Origin of the sequence: Sphingobacterium sp. JB170, assembly GCF_900163865.1 — a bacterium.
Lineage (GTDB): Bacteria > Bacteroidota > Bacteroidia > Sphingobacteriales > Sphingobacteriaceae > Sphingobacterium.
Window position 1 is genome coordinate 332,013 of sequence record NZ_FUKU01000026.1, and the last position, 17,411, is coordinate 349,423.

Below are 17,411 nucleotides of genomic sequence, written 5' to 3' on the forward strand. Positions count from 1 at the left end.
CAAATGGACAACAGCTTTTTAATAGAAATTGAAGATATTGGCAGAGAATACATTATTGGTTCTGAAAAAATTCACGCCCTTAAATCCGTTTCCCTGCAAATCAAAAAAGGAGAATTCGTAGCCTTAATGGGCCCTTCAGGTTCAGGAAAGTCTACATTAATGAATCTTTTAGGCTGTCTTGACACCCCTACGAGTGGTTCCTATACACTGAACGGAATTAATGTTTCGGAAATGACCGAAGATGAACTTGCCGAAGTACGCAACAAAGAAATCGGATTCGTGTTTCAGACATTCAACCTCTTGCCCAAAAGTACGGCACTGGAAAATGTTGCACTCCCTTTAATTTATGCTGGATTTAACAAAGCCACGCGCGGAAAACGTGCGATGATAGCATTAGAAAATGTCGGCCTAGGTAACCGAGTTGATCACCGTCCTAACGAACTGTCTGGTGGTCAGCGGCAACGCGTCGCGGTCGCACGCGCACTTATCAATGACCCCTCTATTATTTTGGCCGATGAGCCTACAGGAAACCTCGACACGAAGACTTCGATTGAGATCATGGGCTTACTCGAAGATATCCACACAAAAGGCAATACCATTATTTTGGTTACCCATGAAGAAGATATTGCACAACATGCTCACCGCATCGTTCGCATGCGCGACGGTCTGATTGAAGACGATTATCCCAACCCGTCAATCAAATCGATCGTTCCCCGCCTAGATCCACTAAAGGAAAAGGGATCCGATTTTTAAAAATTATAATTTTAAACAACTTATAACCAGCAATTTAAAAATACACCAATTTCATAACATTGTTTTGACTTGTTTTATTTAATAATTATGTTATTTTTGCGGAAAATAGCAATTTAAATAAATTAGAGTATGTATTGGACACTAGAATTGGCATCTCATTTAGAAGATGCTCCATGGCCTGCAACCAAAGATGAGTTAATCGATTATGCTATTCGTTCCGGCGCTCCTGTTGAAGTGATTGAAAACCTTCAAGCACTTGAAGATGATGGGGAGCCTTATGAAAACATCGAAGAGATCTGGCCAGACTATCCTACAAAGGATGACTTCTTTTTCAACGAAGACGAATATTAAAAAATAAAAAGCGCCCACGAAGGCGTTTTTTATTTTTAACGGCCTTCCACACGCCCACTGGGCCTACTTTATATAATTATCTACCAAAAACAGGCAAAAAAATTAGGCTGTCCTGCTGTACGCCGGCCGCAATTGTTATTAAAAAAATAGCAAATTAATCCTTAGGACATTTTTCGTGTCTTATTTTTAAAGGAATGACATGAACAAAATACTATTCGCGCTTGCACTGATAATTCTCCTCGTTTCGTCAAGTAATGCGCAGCAAGAACAAACAAGTAAAGATGACGTTCTCATTGTGAAAGCGTTTCTCAATGATATCGCAGTCCCAGAAACTAGAGCCGATGTCATCCTAGCGAAACACGTTCAAATCGAAAAATCACTTACGAACGAAGAATATGATTACTTGGAAGCGAGTATCGACGAAATACGCTTAAATCTACAAACCAAAAATATAGAAACGATCGACTACGTCCCATTTGATAAGCTCTCTCGTAGGGACAAACGTGATATCGATCCGGAAGGCAAACCGACGAGTAAAATGTATTTCCTTTACTACAACGACCGGCTAATGCTTGCCGTATATTTAGAAAACGGTAAGATCGGTTCGTTTACACTAGTATCTAAAGGGAACAACCTCGCTCATTTCGTAACCTATTAATTTTTTGATAAATATTTGGAGCTAAGTAATAAATATTGTTAATTTGTCACTAACAGAAAAATAATGAATTTAATAATGAAAAATAAAGCGTGGTGGTGGCACAACAATTAATGTTGTGGCAAAAACCTATTGCTTGATTTTTTTCATCTCAAAGAATAGTGGCTTGCCTAAATTAGGCAAGCTTTTTTATTTTAGTCCATCAAAGTCATGAAGAAGATATTAGCACATTTATTTGAATACAAAACATTTACTCAAGAGGAAGCATATAAGATATTAACAAATATTACGACAGGAAAATACGATTCCCATCAGATTGCAGCCTTTATGTCAATCTACGGCATGCGTAGTATTCGGGTGGAAGAACTCAGCGGGTTCCGGCAGGCAATGTATGATCTGTGTAATAAAGTCGAATTACCGGGTTATGATCTAATCGATTTATGCGGCACAGGAGGCGATGGCAAAAATACATTCAACATTTCGACACTCGCATCGTTCATAGTTGCTGGTGCAGGCTATCAGGTTGCAAAACATGGTAACGTCGGCGTTTCCTCTGGCTGTGGCTCGTCCAACGTAATGGAATATCTGGGATACAAATTCACCACTAATGTGAGTGAGCTACGTCGTCAGCTGGACGAAACAAATATTTGTTTCCTTCATGCTCCTTTGTTCCATCCTGCGATGAAAACTGTAGCACCTATACGCCGAGCACTTGGTGTAAAAACATTCTTTAATATGTTGGGACCATTAACAAATCCAGCAAGCCCCAAGTATCAGGCTGTCGGTGTATTTAGTTTAGAGCTTGCCAGACTATATAATTATTTATACCAAAGCACCGACAAACAATACAGTATAATTCACGCCTTAGACGGTTACGACGAAATTTCTTTAACCGGTGATTTCAAAATCATCGACAATCAAGGAGAAAAGTATTATAAAGTGGAAGATCTTGAGCTCAAACCCATTCAGGCAGCTTCGCTCGCCGGGGGCGATACCGTTGAAGAAGCGGCAAAGATATTCCACACAATAATCCATGGGGAGGGAAACGATATTCAAAATAAAGTCGTGTCTACAAACGCGGCTTTTGCGATAAAAACGATACACCCCGAGAAGAGCTTTAGTGATTGTTACGCTAAAGCACAAGATTCACTAATGGGGTTGAAAGCGCTATCAAGTTTCCAAAAATTAATAAAAAACTAACATGGCTTTACAAATTAAAGTCTGTGGCATGAAAGATGCCGATAACATTTGCGAGCTCGCAAAACTACCGATTGATTACATTGGTTTTATTTTCTATAACCAGTCACAGCGATGCGTTAAACAAATGCCAGAGGTAGAGATACCGACGTCAATCCGAAAGGTAGGCGTCTTTGTTAACCAGACGGTAACCGAGATTCAGAAAAAAATAAAGGAAGCAGGATTACAGCTCGTGCAGCTGCATGGTGCGGAAAACCCGGAAATTTGTGAACAAGTCCGCCATATGGGCGTTCAAGTTATTAAAGCATTTGGTATTCACGAAGATTTCGATTGGGAGAAATTAACACAATACTCCACGCACGTAGACTATTTTCTCTTCGATACCGAAAGTAAGCAGTATGGGGGAACTGGCCGGACATTTGACTGGGAAATATTAAAAGGTTATAATCTATCCACACCGTATTTTTTGAGCGGCGGATTGTCAACTGAAAATATTCGTTCGGCAAGCCTGATCACAGACAATAGGTTAATTGGCCTGGATCTAAATTCCAGATTTGAAATAACGCCCGGATTAAAAAATATTAAAGAACTACAAAAAGCACTGAATCGAATAGTTTATGAATAAGTACCAAGTAAATAAAAAAGGCTATTACGGACCTTTTGGAGGAGCCTATATTCCCGAAATGCTCTATCCTAACGTGGAAGAGCTCCAAGGGAAATACCTTGAAATCATACAGGAAGAAAGCTTCCAACAAGAATTCAATGAATTATTACACGATTATGTAGGACGCCCTTCTCCGTTATACCTAGCAAAACGCCTTTCACAGCGCTACGGTGTAAATATCTATTTAAAACGCGAAGATCTTAACCATACAGGAGCACATAAAATAAACAATACGGTCGGACAAATCCTACTCGCTGAACGGTTAGGAAAGAAGCGAATCATCGCTGAAACGGGTGCCGGCCAACACGGTGTTGCTACCGCTACAGTCTGCGCGTTAAAAGGGCTTGAATGCGTTGTCTACATGGGCGAAGTAGATATCGCTCGTCAAGCACCAAATGTGGCACGCATGAAGATGATGGGCGCAAAAGTTGTCGCGGCACAATCTGGTAGCCGTACACTAAAGGATGCGACAAATGAAGCGCTACGAGATTGGATAAATAACCCAGTAGACACACACTATATTATAGGGTCCGTTGTAGGTCCGCACCCTTACCCAGATATGGTAGCGAAATTCCAGTCGATTATTTCCCAAGAAACAAAAAGACAACTTTTAGAAAAAACACAAAATGATTCCCCAGATTATGTCTTAGCCTGTGTGGGCGGGGGATCGAATGCTGCGGGTATGTTTTACCATTTCCTCGATCAAGAGGACGTAAAACTGATAGCCGTTGAAGCTGCGGGCCATGGCGTAGAAAGTGGAGAATCTGCCGCGACCACGGCGCTGGGCAAAGAAGGAGTTCTCCACGGTAGTCGATCGCTTCTCATGCAGACTGCTGATGGACAAGTAATAGAACCGTATTCTATTTCTGCCGGACTAGACTATCCCGGTATCGGGCCGCAGCACGCTTGGTTGTTTAAAAGTGGTCGTGGAACCTATGTTAGCATAACCGATGATGAGGCAATGCAAGCCGGTTTACGATTGACGCAGCTCGAAGGGATTATACCGGCCATAGAAAGTTCGCATGCATTAGCCTACCTGGAAAAAATGAGTTTTAGAGGCGGAGAAACGGTCGTCGTCTGCTTATCAGGTCGAGGTGACAAAGACCTTGACAATTACACAAAATATTTTGGACTTTAAGAAAATGCAAAAAGAAAACATAATCAACACAGGCACCGATAAGCGTTTATTATCTATTTATTACACCGCAGGCTACCCCACATTAGATTCAACCTTAGATATCGCAGAACAACTAGAAAGATCTGGAGTTGATTTCCTAGAGATAGGCGTCCCTTACTCCGACCCTGTAGCCGATGGTCCGGTTATTCAACGAAGCTCTCAAACAGCACTGGAGAATGGAATGACTGTACAAACTCTATTCGATCAATTACAAGAATTATCCACCCGTGTAACGATCCCTGTTTTTTTGATGGGGTACTTCAATCCTGTTCTTCAATTTGGAGTAGAAAATTTTTGTAAATCATGCCGTGAAGTCGGCGTCACGGGGGTTATCATCCCGGACTTACCACTGTATGAGTACGAAGAACTGTATCAAGAAACGTTCATGAAATACGGCATTAGCAATGTCTTTTTAGTTACACCACAAACATCGGATGAGCGAATTCGAAAAATAGACAACTTATCGAATAGCTTTATTTATCTTCTATCTTCGAATGCAACTACTGGTAAAAATCTTCACGTAAATAACCAAGCGGAATTATATTTCGAGCGTTTAAAATCCATGAAGTTAAAAAGTCCGCTAGTCATCGGTTTTGGTATATCCGATGCCAAGACTTTTCAAAAAGCAACTGATTACGCCACTGGCGCTATCATAGGCACTGCATTCGTAAACATACTTGGACAACAAAATTATCAGGATAAGATCGAAGGTTTCATCAATAATATTATCTTCCCGGCTCCTTAGTGAAAAGGCAGAACAAAGGAACGCACAAAGAATCTTCTAGTACCAATACAAAAAGCGCAATTATCAGTGATAGCGTTTTTTGTATTACTATAGCAAAGACAATTAACAAATGCCTTGTAGCTACCGGAACATTTTGTGATGTTTAACAAATTTAGAGTATACTCGAAACACCACAACAGCGGAAACAAGAAGTATCACTGCAAAAGCTAAAGAGATCTCTGGTTCAAAAAGTAATTTTTCCATAACGGTACGGTTTATTTAGTTAAGTATAAATGTATTTAAACTTAAGCTCCCGTAAAAATTTATTTTTCCACAATCCACAATCTATTTTGATATTTTCAACGTTGCCTCCAGAGAACAGCGGTTCAACAAGTTGAATAAATACATTTTCTTTACTACCTTTGCGTACATGCGCGGACTAATTGCATATATCCTCTTATTCTTTTATACGGTAACGTGTTCAGGAGCGACTGTATATATGCATTTTTGTCACGGCACGCCTGTTCTTAGTATCCAAGAACAAGAGTCCATCGCGGCGCACAAGCAATGCCCCATGTGCGCAGAACATCCAGGCCATGCTACTGAATCCCACGAAAACCATAATTGTGACACAACGGGGCAACATGACTGTTGCAAGGACGTCAAAATTGAACTAAAGAAGCTTAAAGCTGAGAATTCGGCCACGGCACTTTCTTTTTTAAACTTCTCCCCTGCGATCACGTCTGTTTATTGGGTATCGCTGTTTCAACAATTTATTGGCACGCACAGCCCCGGGAACAAACCGGAATTACCAAAGCTCCTTGCTTGGCATCATCCACCAACTTACCTTATTCATTGTAATTTCAGAATTTGATTTCTCGTAGATTTTAGTCACTTGTGGGGGACTACCTCCTTAATAATGGACAATTTACTTGAATTTCAAATAATATGAAACATCTCTTAAGACTGACTTTATCTGTGTTGTCTTTGTTTTTAATACTATCAACATATGCGCAAACAGAAACCAATATATCTTTTAAAGTCGCAGGAAACTGTGGCCTTTGCAAACAGCGAATTGAAAAAGCTGCAAAGATAAAAGGCGTTGCCTCGGCAGAATGGACCGCAGCGACCCAAATGGCAAACATTCAATTCGATTCATCAAAAACTACCGCTACCGCTATTAAACAAGCTATTGCCGAAGCCGGGCATGACACCGATGAGATACGTGCGGAAAACGACGTTTATGAAAAGCTTCACGAATGCTGTCTGTATGAACGTTTACCACGGAATGACCATACCGGGATGGCACTTGGTGTTTCAAGCACAGGCATCCAAACGATTTCATTTCCTACCAGTGGGGTATGCAAAATGTGTAAAAAACGCATCGAAGAATCAGCACGTATCGATGGGGTTAAAGAAGTCGAATGGGAGCTAACAAACGGCATAACAACCGTCACATTTGACGGCTCGACAACAAATGCCTCGCAAATAAAACAAGCCATCGCTCAACAAGGTCATGATACAGACGATTTCAAAGCACCTGACGACACCTATCTCGCCTTACCAGACTGCTGCAAATACCAACGAGAAGGCGCTGCAGCAAATGAGCACCCTACAGAACATAGCGATCACGAACACATGTTACGTGGTGTGGTTGTAAAAGAAAACGATAAAGCCGAGTTAACCCCAATCCCCGGTGTCAATATCAGCTGGCTTGAAAACCCAAATATTACAATTCAATCAAATCAAAGTGGTGTGTTCGAGCTTAAACATGAACCGGGATTCGAGACCATTGTAGTCAGTTTTGTAGGAATGCAGGCCGATACAATAACTGTAAAAAACTTACACGATATTCTCGTAATCCATGCAAAGGATAACGTGCTTGAAGAGGTCGTCGTTTCTAGCGCGCAGAGAACAAACTACATTTCTAAACTCAACACCAATCGCGTTGAGACGATCACTGCAAAGGAACTCTTCAAAGCCGCGTGTTGTGACCTAAGTGAGAGCTTCGAAACAAATGGATCCGTTGACGTTGTCAATAGTGACGCTGTCACCGGAAGCAAGCAAATCCAGCTGCTGGGGTTAAGCGGCGTTTATACGCAACTAACTGTTGAAAACATGCCAGGACCACGTGGTTTTGCCGGACCACTCGGGTTAAACAGCATGGCGGGCCCCTGGATTGAATCTATCCAAATCAGCAAAGGAATGGGCTCTGTTGCGAATGGATTTGAAAGTATGTCTGGGCAAATTAATGTGGAACTTAAGAAGCCTAATAACACGGACCAGCTTCACTTTAATTTGTATGCAAACAATATGGGCCGTGGTGATGTCAACCTAAACCTAGCGCATAAAATAAATGATAAATGGTCGGTAGGCATGCTACTACACGACAATTTTATGTTCAAAAAAGATGTAAACTTTAGTGATAACGGCTATAGAGATATTCCCGCAGGTAATGTTTTCTCTGGAGTAAATCGCTGGACATACGAAAATGGGCAGGGACTGATCGCACAATTTGGAGTAAAATACCTTCGCGATGATCGCACCGGCGGCGAGATTGATTTCAATGAAAACACCGATAAATTGACGACCAACCGCTATGGACTTGGCTTTGATATTAAGCGTGTAGAAGGATTTGCCAAGATTGGGTATATTTTCCCCAATCACCGCTTACGCAGCATCGGACTTCAACTTTCGGGATCACACTACGAGCAGGATAGCTATTTTGGGTTGACCACATACGATAATGAGCAGCAGAGTGGTTACGCCAACTTCTTATATCAGGATGTAATCGGTAGTGTAAAACATAAATATAGAGCCGGGTTATCTGTTTCCTACGACAAATACAATGAATCGATTCTAAATAATCGCTTTAAAAGGACGGAAACTGTTTCCGGTGCATTTGCGGAATATACGTACGCGCCAACCGAAAATTTCGATGCCATCCTCGGCCTTCGCCAAGACTACAATAGCATCTATGGATGGTTTACCACACCAAGAGCTGTCGTCCGCTACGCCCCCACCACGGGGATGACACTTCGTTTAAGTTCAGGAAGAGGACAACGTACGGCGAATATATTTGCCGAAAACATGGGGATATTTGCTTCGAGTCGATCGATCAATCTAACAGAGCTGTCAACCACAGATGGTACCGCATATGGACTCGATCCAGAAGTTTCGTGGAATACTGGAATTACGGCCGACCAAGAATTTCAGCTACTGGGACGGCAAGCAGGAATTTCAGTTGAATTATTTCACAACCGTTTCAGCAACCAAGTATTAGTCGATCTAGAAGATCCCAGCGCAGTTTCTTTTTATAACTTAACCGGAAAATCATATTCCAATAGTCTTCAAACGGATTTCCGGTTTATGCCCGTAGCGCATCTAGAAGCCCGTTTTGCTTACCGATTACTGGACGTGAAGACCGATTATCAAAAAGGACGTTTACAAAAAGCGTTAACAGCAAAGCACCGCGGTTTCATGAATCTAGCATATAATCTACACACAGGCTGGAGCTTTGATTACACACTCAATGCTGTTGGTAAAAAAAGGCTTCCGTCCACGCAAGGGAATCCCGAACGGTACCAGTTATCCGATTATTCGGATAGTTATCTCACAATGAATGCCCAGGTAAGCAAATCACTGGGCGCGAGCAAAAACTTCACTGTGTATGTCGGTGGGGAAAACTTAACAAACTTTTACCAAAAAGATCCTATTCTAGCTTTCGATGACCCTTTTGGCGACTATTTCGACACGAACTTGTTGTGGGGACCTATTTCTGGAAGACTATTTTATGCAGGAATACGCTATACGATCAAATAAGAACAATTAGGCGCAATGCCCTTGATTACTAATGTGATCAGGCGTTGCGCTGTATCGAGAGGTCCCAAAACCGCTGCACCCGGCTAACACTTTTTCTTTCCCCGAATCATGTGGAGTTAATATTTGAATACCGGGATCCCCCTAATTACACGTAGATTCTTGGTGAAGCTTACAAACGATTTGAGTAACAGACAGTCTATCGAATCAAATCGGTAAGTAGGATTACGGACTCTTCAAGATAAAATGTCTTTTAATTCTTGATACAACCGCGCCGTGGGAAGTCCAACGACATTCTCATAGGAGCCATCGATACGTTTAATACCAATCAGTCCTATCCAATCTTGAATTCCATAGGATCCAGCTTTATCTAAAGGTGCAAATGTTTCTATATAATATTGGATCTCCAGGTCCGAGAGCGGGTAAAACTCAACTATAGTTTCCTCTAGAAAAGTACGTGTTTTCGCCCGATAGGCTAATGCAACTGCCGTGTAAACGGTATGCGTTTGTCCCTGCATAGGTTTTAGGGTAGCGAAGGCATCATCGGCATCATTAGGCTTACCCAGAAGCGCATTTTTATGAACCACGGCCGTATCGGCGGTAATAACTAATGATTCAAAAAATTCCTCGCCACGAAACATTTCTAACTTCTTTTGAGCGATATCAACCACAACCTCTTCAGATGATAACGTAGGATTGACAAATTCGTCGGTTTCGGCGACCAATACTTGAAAATCTATTCCTAATTTTGCTAATAGCTCTTTTCGGCGAGGCGATTTCGACCCCAATACCACCCGTATATTTTTTAATGCTTCCAAAATCATATCCCTTAAATACTTTTAATACCCAACCCATTTGACCATAAATCCTGTAGCCGAAGCATTTTTTCGATCACATCACGCACGCAACCTCCCCCACCCGGAAACGGCGAAACATAGGCTGCAACCCGTTTGATATCTTCAACTGCATCTTGGGGACATAGTGCCAGACCAACATATTGCATACATTGGAGATCTGGAATATCATCGCCCATAAAAGCAACTTGTTCCAAACGGAATGATCGTTCCTGCAATATTTCTTTCATCAGTTGAAATTTGTCACCCACGCCTAAATAAATATTGGTTAATCCGAGTCCCCTAAGTCTATGTTTTACCCCTTGCGATCTACCGCCACTGATTACAATTATTTCCAGTCCCGCCTTGATCGCAAGTTGCATGGCATAGCCATCTTTTATCGAAAACGCGCGCAATTGTTCTCCTTGCTCAGTAACCATCACCCTGCCGTCGGTTAGTACGCCGTCAACGTCGAGAAACAACATTTTAATCTGTTCGAATTTTTTTAAAACCATATCATCAAAAATAAATAAAAAGACGCAAACACACGCAACATGTTTATACACTTAATTCAATTCCGTCACTTTCTTATCAGTTCTAGCCATAATATCAGTAAAATGTCAGAAAGTAGTTGTGCGGGAAACTATATTAGACAAAACGTTTGACAATGTCGCTAATTGATGTACCTTTGTATTGTATTCAATGATTCATCACTGGGTACGTATAAAATTGTCTTTTCATAATTTAGGTTTATAATTGGTTAGTAGCAAACCCTGGCGCCCATCGTCAGGGTTTTGTTTTTACAACAACTTTATTACAAACAGAAGGCACACCATTCATTTCCAAGGCTTTAAACGAAAACCAGAATCTAAACACGTCTATTACGCATTTTTAAGTACAACTCAGACATCAAACACGCATAAATACGCACCCCTTCGATCGTTCACTTCTTCTTTCTGCGATGCATTTCCTCTGTTTTCTAATCCTAATAAAGTCGCTTTTAGTCGCGAAAAAGCACGCGGCAATCCACACCACACGTTGCTATTGTCAATAATGTTCATAAAAAAACCGATTGACTTGTTAAAATCAATCGGCCTTCGTATAAATAATAAAATCACACTACGATTTATCTTTATTGCTACCACCTTGCGGCTTCGCAATTGAGCCACGCATTTCCGTGTCCGATTGAATATTCTGCATCTTGTAATAATCCATGATACCCAAATTTCCATTTCTAAACGCCTCAGCCATTGCTAACGGCACTTGCGATTCTGCTTCAATCACTTTAGCTCTGGCTTCCTGAGCCTTGGAACGCATCTCCTGCTCCGTCGCTACAGCCATCGCACGCCGTTCCTCAGCTCTTGCATTTGCAACTTTAAGATCGGCTTCTGCCTGATCCGTTTGCAGCTTCGCTCCTACATTCTCCCCAATATCAATATCTGCAATATCTATGGACAAAATCTCGAACGCGGTACCCGAGTCGAGACCTTTCGACAGCACCGTCTTAGAAATGCCATCGGGATTTTCAAGAACAGCTTTGTGGTCCACCGCTGAACCTATCGTGGTTACAATACCTTCACCAACACGAGCTAATATCGTTTCCTCACCAGCACCACCAACAAGTTGGTTAATGTTTGCACGTACCGTCACACGAGCCTTTGCTATAAGTTGAATCCCGTCTTTTGCAACTGCAGCAACGGGCGGCGTATTAATTACTTGCGGGTTAACGGACAATTGAACCGCGTCAAACACATCGCGCCCAGCCAGATCGATAGCCGTCGCTAATTTAAAATCTAACGGTATATTCGCTTTGTCTGCCGAAATAAGCGCTTTAATCACTTTGTTCACATTTCCACCAGCCAAATAATGTGTTTCAATTTCATTCGAGGTTAACCGGAGTCCTGCTTTGGAAGAAATAATCATTGCATTGGTAACAAGGGAGGGCGGCACTTTACGCAAACGCATTAACACCAAATTTAACAAACTTATTTTTACGTTGGAAAGTTGCGCGGTAAACCAAAGGTTAACCGGTAACAGGTAAAGCAACAGAAAAAATGCAACCACACCACCAACGATAATCAATATCAAACTAATTCCTGGATCCATAAATTTACGGTTTTAAGTAATAGGCTAAAGATAAAATTTTTATCCCAATAATCCGCATTTCATTAACCGTAATCCCAAATTAAATTTCAGGTTATTGTGGATAATTCCTTCCCCTTCACCCTTTCTTTGTGTTAGTCCGATAAAAGAACTTCTGTCCCGCCATTATTAATTTTTTATGCATGGAGCCCCCCCTTCCCTAAAAAGTCGTACAAATCATTAAATTTATGATTACCAAGGAAGAACTTTCTTTAAAAGAACTTTGTATCTTCGATTAACAAGGATGTAATTTTTTATTGACATGAAACTAAAAAACGAATCAATCCTAAAGTGGGAATTGTTCATAGGAGTCATTATAGCCTATTTATTTATAATTGGTACTACGATATATTTTTTCAATAACGTATCAACAGAACTTAAAAAACTCGAATTCGAGCGCCAACGTTTCCACAAAATCGAGCATGCGGTTGACGTAATAGATGCAGATATTTTTACCGGGATTCAAACCAAAACGAGCTATCTATTAAACCATTCGCAAGTCGATTTAACAGCCCTCACAAGACTTAGCGCGCAAATTCAACAATCCTTTACCAATCTAAAAGCGAATATCGACTCCAACAGTAGTCTATTAAGTGATCTTCAGTCGTTACAGCATATCACCGAAGAGTCCCTACGTGTCGATTCTGTCCAAAACACAGACCTGCAGCAAACCCAGAATAAGATCCTTCGAGAACGTTCAGAAATCAACAAATCCTTTTTGTCTTTGCAAACGAGTATTACCCGTGAGCGAAATAACATGACTACCGATGTCACCCAACAGATCGCACGGTTAAAAATGCGATGTTTTATTTTCGTAGCACTCCCCTTATTGATCTTTTTATATATCTACAACCGCATTATACGCGCTGTTAGAGAGTTAACCAAGCGAGCAAAAGAAACATCAAAACTCAATATCGATATACAGCGCACGAAAAAAGATATCGAAAGTTTCAATTGGGTGCTTGCCGAGTCAAGTAAACTAAATGAAGAAATCCAGGGAGTGGACAAGGAAACCAAAATTGGTGAGGTCGCATTCGCTACGGTGAAACAATCCTTAGACTTTTACGCTGGCATATTATATATTCGAAAATTTGACTCCGACACCTACCACTTAGAACAACAAATTGGCGTTGATCACGCAATCGCGATCCCGCAAACTTTTAACGAGGGCGAAGGACTCATGGGAAATGTAACCAAAACGCAAATAACGAAAATTATTGGCCGCGATGAGAATCCCCCACTCCACTCCTCGAGCGCATTACTAAAAAATCAAATAAACACGTATTTTCTTGCTCCGCTAGTATATGAAAATTACACTTTCGGCTTCTTAGAAATTGGAGGAGATTATCCACAGGCGGACCATTCTCGAATTCTGGCGTATATAGAGCGAATTTCACGCACCATCGCTATGTCGATTAAATTTGGGCAAAGTCACACGCTTGTTGAAACATTGCTTGAAGAAACACAACAGCAAACGTCAGAACTCGAAGCGCAGCAGGAGGAATTACGCATCACCAATGAAGAACTACTTCATAAAACAAATTTACTCGAGGCGTCCGAAGAAGAGCTACGCGTGCAACAAGAGGAGCTACAGCAAGCAAATACCGAACTGACAACAAAAGCAAAACTGTTAGAAAAGAGCAATGAAGAGCTTTCCGTTTCCCAACATCAAGTGAATCAAAAAATTCGGGAGGTGGAGCAAGCGAGTAAGTATAAATCAGAATTTATGGCAAACATGAGCCATGAACTACGCACCCCCCTGAATAGCATCCTCATCTTAGCAAAATTACTACAAGATAACAAAGGAAAAAACCTCAACACTGATCAAGTAAAATATGCCGCAGTCATTCATGACGCCGGAAGCGATCTCCTTGAATTAATTAATGATGTTTTGGATTTAGCGAAAATAGAGGCTGGGAAAATCGAGTTAAATTATGAGACTATAAATATCAATACGTTTACCGAAACGCTTGCAAATTTATTCACCGTTTCCGCCCAACAAAAAGGAATAGAATTTACGGTAAACGTCGATAATCAGGTGCCAACATTTTTCATTAGTGATGAAACACGAATAGAACAGGTCCTCAAAAACTTTCTTTCCAATGCGCTGAAATTTACAAACAAAAATGGGCATGTAGGGCTAGAAATTAGTGCGGACAATGACCATTTCAAGTTCACCGTCATCGATGACGGAAAAGGTATATCCGAAGAAAAGCAACAGCTCATATTCGACGCTTTCAGGCAAGAGGACGGCTCTACGAGCAGAAAGTACGGCGGGACAGGGCTTGGCCTTTCCATCTCGAAGGAAATAGCAAGCCTCCTAGGTGGACGCATCATCTTAGAAAGCGAACCGACCAAGGGAAGTTCCTTTACACTCCTTATCCCCTACAAACAGACTCCGCAAGTAGAACAGGACCCAAATATTGTCTCCTTTGATTCCAAAAAAGCCTCGCTAGCAAGTGAAACCGATGGCACCCAAAATCCCATCAGCGAGCACGTTGCTAACCTCGAAGCTGCAGAAACAGGGAACCACCTACTAATTGTCGAAGACGACCTGACCTTCGCACTTATCCTTCGCGACTTCGCAGAAGGGCGTGGTTTCCAAGTTATGCTCGCGCACGATGGTACGGACGCCATTCAGAAAGCATTACAATTTAAACCCGACGCGATCATCCTCGATGTAATGCTCCCGACCACGGACGGCTGGGAAGTATTAAAAACGTTAAAAGCCGACATGCAAACCAAACACATCCCTATACATATGATGTCAGCGGCAAATTACAATCAGCGTGAATTTATTGAACACGGCGCAATTGGATTCATTTCCAAACCAGTATCGGAGTCCTCGTTAAATTCAGCTTTTAAAAATATCAACCTAAATATTAGCAAAAACATCAAGAAAGTACTGTTAGTCGAAGACGAAGAATTTCAAAGCGAAATTATAAAATCAGCTTTTGCCGAGCGGCAGATCAATGTGCTGCAAGCCTTCACTGGGCAACATGCACTATCACAACTGGCCATCGAGGAGAATATCGACTGTATTATTCTCGACGTAAAACTTCCGGATTCTGACGGTATAGAAATACTTGATAAAATAAAGGAAAACCCCAAATACCGAGAAACACCGATCATTATCAACACGGCGTACGACCTTTCTAAAAAGCAGATCGACCATATCCGACAATATACTAAAGCGATGGTGCTGAAATCCGAAAAAAGCACCAACAGACTAATTGACGAGGTCACTTTATTTCTAAACAAACTTAGCACAGATGGTTATAGCACGAGCAATTCGCGGCCTCACCTATCGAATATTAAAAATCAACCCGATAGCTTAAAAGGAAAGAAAGTCTTGATTGCCGATGACGATATGCGAAATATTTTCGCGCTTACTAATACGCTTCAGGAGCTCGAGATGGACGTTGAAATCGCAAATAACGGATTCGAAGCAGTTGACATCGCTAATCGAGACCCCAAGAACATCGATATCGTACTCATGGATATTATGATGCCCCAAATGGATGGCTTCGAAGCCATAGCAAAAATTAGAGCGAATAAAAAAAACAGCAACCTCCCAATTATTGCAGTTACCGCCAAAGCAATGAAGGGTGATCGCGAAAAAACAATTCAATCGGGGGCGAATGACTATATTAGTAAACCAATTGACGTAGACAAATTAGTCTCACTCTTGCGCGTATGGTTAAGCTAAACAGTGCCCACATCACATTCCAGGAACTAGAGACCGTTGTTGAATTGCTCTCACATATTTCCGGATTCGATCTTTCCGGGTATAGCAAATCTTCCCTCAAGCGTCGTGTCCAACGGCTCATGGATTTAGAAAAGTTGAATCTCCATGAACTGAAAGATGCCATCATCAATTTGGAAGGATTTCAAACCTACTTCATGGATCAAGTTACCGTAAACGTGACCGAAATATTTCGAGATCCGAATTATTACGCAGCAGTTCGGGATCTGGTATTTCCCTACTTAGAAACATTCCCCCAATTGAAGTTTTGGAGTGCAGGTTGTTCTACCGGTGAAGAAGTATACTCGTTAACTATTTTGCTCACTGAAGCCGGCTTGTATAACCGTAGTTTTATATATGGCACTGATATCAATCTCAGTGTAATTGAAACCGCAAAGAAAGCAATTTATCCGATACGAAAAATGAAGCAGTATTCGGAAAACTACCTTATTTCAGGCGGCAAGAATAGCTTATCGGATTATTACACGGCTATGTACGAGTCGGCGATAATCCACAGCGATTTACGCCGCAACATATTCTTTTCACAACATAACCTAGTAACAGACTCTGTATTCAATGAATTTAATTTCATTTCGTGTAGGAACGTGTTAATCTACTTTGATTTAGAGCTCCAAAATCGGGTAATTAAACTACTCTACGAATCGTTATGCGAATTCGGCTTTTTATGTTTGGGCGCAAAAGAAACATTATTTAATCGAGAAATGATGGCAAACTTTAAATTGATAAACCAAACCTATAACATCTACCAAAAGATTAAATGATGGTCAAAGCAAAAAAAATAATATTAATCGGTGGTAGTGCAGGTGCCTATGAACTAATGATAGAGATTTTCAATGCACTGCCTAAAATGTTTAAAGCGGCAATTGTCGTTATACTGCACAGAAACGAACGCTTTAGTACACAGATAGAAGAAACCCTTTCGCAGCAGCTCGGTCGCGAAATCCATCAAGCTGCGGATAAGGAGGAAATATCCGGCGGGAATATATACTTTGCCCCCCCAGGTTATCACTTACTAATTGAGCCTAACTATGTCTTTTCGCTAGACGTTTCCGAGCGCGTCCAGTTTTCTCGACCTTCTATTGATGTCTTGTTCGAAACCGCGGCAGAGGTCTATAGGAACAAATGCACCGCATTTCTTCTTTCTGGGGCCAACAAAGATGGTAGTGATGGACTTCAATTCGTACATGCTTTAGGTGGCAACGCGATCGTTCAGCTACCCGAAAATGCGCGAATGTCGTTTATGCCCAAACATGCGATTCACTCCAATGAAAAATTCGAAATCTATAGCAACACTCAAATTATCATGTTTTTTAAAAGTCTAAAATAGCAA

General features: G+C 41.3%; 15 protein-coding genes. 11 read left to right on the forward strand and 4 right to left on the reverse strand.

Features of this window, described 5'->3' with window-relative positions:
• Window positions 1-3 precede the first annotated feature (3 nt).
• The 8 genes from FM107_RS06965 (at window position 4) to FM107_RS07005 (ending at window position 9,343) form a co-directional block, all read left to right on the forward strand.
• The gene (locus tag FM107_RS06965; protein ID WP_086947782.1) at window positions 4-753 is read left to right on the forward strand and encodes an ABC transporter ATP-binding protein; all 750 of its coding nucleotides are present in this window, start codon (window positions 4-6) and stop codon (window positions 751-753) included.
• 129 nt (window positions 754-882) lie between these two features.
• Entirely contained in the window at window positions 883-1,104 is a 222-nt protein-coding gene (locus FM107_RS06970; RefSeq protein WP_002996718.1) for a DUF2795 domain-containing protein, read from the forward strand.
• 199 nt (window positions 1,105-1,303) lie between these two features.
• Window positions 1,304-1,762, forward strand: a complete 459-nt coding sequence (locus FM107_RS06975; protein WP_086947783.1) for a hypothetical protein — start codon at window positions 1,304-1,306, stop codon at window positions 1,760-1,762.
• 207 nt (window positions 1,763-1,969) lie between these two features.
• The gene (gene trpD, locus FM107_RS06980; RefSeq protein ID WP_086947784.1) at window positions 1,970-2,959 is read left to right on the forward strand and encodes an anthranilate phosphoribosyltransferase; all 990 of its coding nucleotides are present in this window, start codon (window positions 1,970-1,972) and stop codon (window positions 2,957-2,959) included.
• 1 nt (window position 2,960) lies between these two features.
• A complete protein-coding gene (locus FM107_RS06985) occupies window positions 2,961-3,581 on the forward strand; it encodes a phosphoribosylanthranilate isomerase (protein ID WP_086947785.1) in 621 nt (206 codons plus the stop codon).
• Window positions 3,574-4,758 (forward strand): tryptophan synthase subunit beta, encoded by a 1,185-nt coding sequence (gene trpB, locus FM107_RS06990; protein ID WP_086947786.1) that lies wholly within the window; start codon window positions 3,574-3,576, stop codon window positions 4,756-4,758. Before FM107_RS06985 ends, trpB begins: the two co-directional genes overlap by 8 nt.
• Window positions 4,759-4,762: 4 nt before the next feature.
• Complete coding sequence (gene trpA, locus FM107_RS06995; RefSeq protein ID WP_086947787.1) at window positions 4,763-5,542, forward strand: tryptophan synthase subunit alpha; 780 nt, start codon at window positions 4,763-4,765, stop codon at window positions 5,540-5,542.
• 927 nt (window positions 5,543-6,469) lie between these two features.
• On the forward strand, window positions 6,470-9,343 hold the full coding sequence (locus FM107_RS07005) for a TonB-dependent receptor domain-containing protein (RefSeq protein ID WP_086947789.1): 2,874 nt from the start codon (window positions 6,470-6,472) through the stop codon (window positions 9,341-9,343).
• Between the two features lie 233 nt (window positions 9,344-9,576).
• On the opposite strand, the gene FM107_RS07010 is transcribed toward FM107_RS07005, so the two are convergent.
• From FM107_RS07010 to floA, 4 genes are all read right to left on the reverse strand, one after another.
• Entirely contained in the window at window positions 9,577-10,164 is a 588-nt protein-coding gene (locus FM107_RS07010) for a nucleoside triphosphate pyrophosphatase (RefSeq protein WP_218778931.1), read from the reverse strand.
• A 5-nt stretch (window positions 10,165-10,169) separates the two neighbouring features.
• Entirely contained in the window at window positions 10,170-10,688 is a 519-nt protein-coding gene (locus tag FM107_RS07015) for an HAD family hydrolase (protein ID WP_086947790.1), read from the reverse strand.
• A 387-nt stretch (window positions 10,689-11,075) separates the two neighbouring features.
• Entirely contained in the window at window positions 11,076-11,234 is a 159-nt protein-coding gene (locus FM107_RS19490) for a hypothetical protein (protein ID WP_179204419.1), read from the reverse strand.
• Between the two features lie 58 nt (window positions 11,235-11,292).
• Window positions 11,293-12,279, reverse strand: a complete 987-nt coding sequence (gene floA / locus FM107_RS07020) for a flotillin-like protein FloA (protein ID WP_086947791.1) — start codon at window positions 12,277-12,279, stop codon at window positions 11,293-11,295.
• Between the two features lie 298 nt (window positions 12,280-12,577).
• Between floA and FM107_RS07025 the strand changes: the two genes are divergently transcribed.
• The 3 genes from FM107_RS07025 to FM107_RS07035 are packed head-to-tail and all read left to right on the forward strand — an operon-like array spanning window position 12,578 to window position 17,408.
• A complete protein-coding gene (locus FM107_RS07025; protein WP_086947792.1) occupies window positions 12,578-16,024 on the forward strand; it encodes a response regulator in 3,447 nt (1,148 codons plus the stop codon).
• The gene (locus FM107_RS07030; RefSeq protein ID WP_086947793.1) at window positions 16,012-16,842 is read left to right on the forward strand and encodes a protein-glutamate O-methyltransferase CheR; all 831 of its coding nucleotides are present in this window, start codon (window positions 16,012-16,014) and stop codon (window positions 16,840-16,842) included. The genes FM107_RS07025 and FM107_RS07030 overlap by 13 nt, the downstream gene beginning before the upstream one ends.
• Window positions 16,839-17,408 carry a chemotaxis protein CheB gene (locus FM107_RS07035; protein ID WP_086947794.1) on the forward strand — a complete coding sequence of 190 codons (570 nt, stop codon included), beginning with the start codon at window positions 16,839-16,841 and terminating at the stop codon, window positions 17,406-17,408. The genes FM107_RS07030 and FM107_RS07035 overlap by 4 nt, the downstream gene beginning before the upstream one ends.
• Window positions 17,409-17,411: the final 3 nt, after the last annotated feature.